This window comes from Rhodoblastus sp., assembly GCF_052145335.1.
Lineage (GTDB): Bacteria > Pseudomonadota > Alphaproteobacteria > Rhizobiales > Beijerinckiaceae > Rhodoblastus.
Genome location: NZ_JBKQOU010000327.1, coordinates 1 through 2,853, shown reverse-complemented (window position 1 = coordinate 2,853; position 2,853 = coordinate 1). Strand labels below are relative to the sequence as shown.

The following is a 2,853-nucleotide window of genomic DNA, read 5'->3' as shown; positions in this document are numbered from 1 at the left end:
CGCGCCAAGCTCTATTACCTGCGCGATCGCCGCGGCAAGTCGGCCCGCATCGCCGAGCGGACCGAGACCCCCGCCGCCCGGGAGGCGGCGAAGGAAGCGGCCAAGGAACAGGCGAAGACTTCGTCGGAAAGCTGAAGACGCCGTCGGAGGGCAAGCTGGCAAAGCGCTTTCAGGAGGGATCACCATGGCCGAACCCATCGTCGCCCAGAAGGCGCCGTATGCGAAAGAGCTCGAAGCGGGCAAGACCTATTACTGGTGCGCCTGCGGAAGGTCCGCCAACCAACCGTTCTGCGACGGTTCGCACAAGGCCGTCGGCATGGCGCCGACAGCCTTCACCGCCGAGAAGAGCGGAACCGCCTATCTCTGCGGCTGCAAGACCAGCAAGAACGCGCCGTATTGCGACGGCTCGCACAAGAGCCTGTGACGACCGCGAAGCCATAGAAAGAGGCCGGCGGGAAGATTCGCCGACCTTTGCATTTTTTCGGCTTCTTGAAGACGCGGTCGTTAACGCTTATCCGCGATTCAGTAACGCCTCCGTCAGGACGCCCGTCATCCGACGGGCTTACGGAGTGCGGCGACAGCAGACGCCCGTCAGAAGGTGATCCGCATGGTCGCGATAAAATTGTTCTTCACGACCGGGTTTGACGTCACTGCCACCTGATATCCGGCGCCGAAGATCAGATTGACCGCCCGGGTCGGGCTGTCCTGGCCGATCTTGAAACGTCCCAATATGAGGCCCGGCGTGAGCATGACCTGGTTGAGGCCGACGTGCTCCCCATTCGGCCAGTACTCGTAGTTGACCTCGAGCTCGGGCCAAAAGTACTGCGCAAAATGATACTGGAAGGATGTGTTCCAGAGGATGGGATCGCCGAAGTTGGTCATATTCACTTGGGCGGTGTTGCCCGGCGAAGCGGTCCCGGCGACCGGGATCTGCACGCTGAGCGTCGACTGAATGTCAAAATTGCCCCAGCCTTTGCCTGCAGCGAGCGTCGGCTGTGCGGTCAGGACATGGTTTGAGATCTTTCCCGCCGTGTCCAACGGGTCTGACATCTGAAAGAAGGCGCTAACGATGTAGTCGCCGTTTTCCTGGTTGGCGGAAAGAAGTCGATATTTGACGAGGAACATTGGCCAATCACCCGGGCCTTGCGCATCCCCCTTGGGGCCGGCGGCAATCACGTAAGGCGGAGGCGCCACGATGACTTCTATGTTGTAGGCCGGAATAAACTCCACCCTCGGGCCGCCCGGTCCGCCGTAGTTTAAGAAGTGCTGGCCATTCCCCTGGCTGCCGGTCCCGTTCTGCTGGTCATAGAAATCAAACCGGAACTCTTGTTCGAGACGCGGCGTCACCGTCACAAGCGGTGTCATCCAGGTAGGTTGCGCGGCTTGGGTGGCCGAGACCATGGCAAGCCACGAGGCGAAGGGATCGGACGACAGAGATCCGTTCACCGCCGGCGCGAGCGCTGGAAGTGTAATCGGCTGTGGCGCGCTTTGAGCGTGGGCGCCAACAGGCGCCAGCGGGATCGCCGCTCCAGCCACCGCCAGAAGCCAGCGAATGTTCAATGGATCGCGGCGATTTTGCGCGTCGTTTTTCATGAGCCCCGCCTGTCGCAAATGTCAGTGTCCCAAACGATGTGTTCGCGCTGATATAACGATCAGGTCGGTTGGGCCTTGTCAATAACGCGCCTTGGTTTTTTCACATTTCCCGGTTCGCGTGACATCGCAGCAAGCCGTTCCGCGACGGCTCGCACACAGGCGCGGGCCTCGCGCCCAAGCCCTTTGCCGCCGAAAAGAGCGGAACCGCCTATCTCTGCGGCTGCAAGGCCAGCAAGAACGCGCCCTATTGCGACGGCTCGCACAAGAGCCTGTGACGACGGCGAAGGCCTTAGAAGAGGCCGGTGGAAGCCCCGCCGGCCTTTGCGTTTTTCGCCGCGACGACTCGGCGCTTAAGGCGTCTTCGCCGCCGGCGCGGCGGGCGCATTGGTTCCCGCGCCGTTTTGCGTCGAAACGCCCGTCGAGCGGTGAGTCACCTTGGCCTGCTGCGGCGCCATGCCGCCGTTCGTCATACCCTGGTTCTGCGCGAACTGGTTCGGGTTGAGTTGCAGCGCCGACAGCGTCTTCTGGTCAAGCTGGCCGTTCGCGGTCGATATGTCCTTCGACGTCTGGAATTTGTGCAAGGCCGCCTGGGTTTCGGGTCCCCACATGCCGTCGGTCCGTCCGGCCCCGAAGCCGCTCTTGTCGAGCGCCTGCTGGATCTTTTGAACCTGAGCGCGGCTGGGCGTGTTCGGATTGACGTCCTGCATGGTCGCGCTGGCCTGCTGCTGCATCGGCTGGCTCGTCGCGGTCTTGGTCGGCGGAGTCGGAGTCTGGGTCTGGGCGAAAGCGGGAAGGACGAAGAGCGCGCTCGCCGCCGTGGCGAGAAGAAGCGTTTTCACGATTCTCCTCCTGGAAAGTTCGAGGGGTCCAAGAACAATGCGCTGCCGGCGCGAAACGTTCCCGGGTTCGCCGCTTCGCCGAAAGGCTTCTTTCGCGCCGGCGGCGCCCGACGCGCGCCGCCCGACTTGGTGCTAAACCCGCTGCATGTCGTTAGACCGCGTTGCAGCCGATTCTCTTTTCACCCGTCAAAAGCGCGTCGTGGATGTCCTCGTCCCGGTCGCGGTCGACACCGCCTACAGCTACCGCGTCCCGGCCGACCTCGCGCTCGAGCCGGGCCAGTTCGTCGGCGTGCCGCTCGGGACGCGCCATGCGACGGGCGTCGTCTGGGCGATGCGCGAGGCGGGCGGCGACAATCTCAAGTCCGTCGCGGCCGCGCGCGACTGGCCGCCGCTGAGGCAGCCCCTGCGCGACTTCGTCGAC

Annotated in this window: 4 protein-coding genes and 2 pseudogenes; 4 read left to right on the top strand and 2 right to left on the bottom strand. The window is 63.3% G+C overall.

Going from position 1 to position 2,853, the window contains the following annotated elements; genetic code table 11:
* Both ACLP2E_RS20190 and ACLP2E_RS20185 read left to right on the top strand, forming a co-directional pair.
* The coding region (locus tag ACLP2E_RS20190; RefSeq protein ID WP_442466926.1) for a 50S ribosomal protein L19 at window positions 1–135 on the top strand (135 nt) is incomplete at its 5' end.
* A 49-nt stretch (window positions 136–184) separates the two neighbouring features.
* The gene (locus tag ACLP2E_RS20185) at window positions 185–424 is read left to right on the top strand and encodes a CDGSH iron-sulfur domain-containing protein (RefSeq protein WP_442466925.1); all 240 of its coding nucleotides are present in this window, start codon (window positions 185–187) and stop codon (window positions 422–424) included.
* A 167-nt stretch (window positions 425–591) separates the two neighbouring features.
* Here ACLP2E_RS20185 and ACLP2E_RS20180 read toward each other — a convergent pair whose 3' ends face one another.
* Complete coding sequence (locus ACLP2E_RS20180; protein WP_442466924.1) at window positions 592–1,593, bottom strand: hypothetical protein; 1,002 nt, start codon at window positions 1,591–1,593, stop codon at window positions 592–594.
* A gap of 206 nt (window positions 1,594–1,799) precedes the next feature.
* Between ACLP2E_RS20180 and ACLP2E_RS20175 the strand changes: the two are divergent.
* Window positions 1,800–1,868: pseudogene (locus ACLP2E_RS20175) on the top strand (CDGSH iron-sulfur domain-containing protein); the annotation flags it as partial.
* A gap of 75 nt (window positions 1,869–1,943) precedes the next feature.
* Here ACLP2E_RS20175 and ACLP2E_RS20170 read toward each other — a convergent pair.
* The gene (locus ACLP2E_RS20170; RefSeq protein WP_442466923.1) at window positions 1,944–2,432 is read right to left on the bottom strand and encodes a peptidoglycan-binding domain-containing protein; all 489 of its coding nucleotides are present in this window, start codon (window positions 2,430–2,432) and stop codon (window positions 1,944–1,946) included.
* Between the two features lie 199 nt (window positions 2,433–2,631).
* Between ACLP2E_RS20170 and ACLP2E_RS20165 the strand changes: the two are divergent.
* A pseudogene (locus ACLP2E_RS20165) lies at window positions 2,632–2,853 on the top strand (primosomal protein N'); the annotation flags it as partial.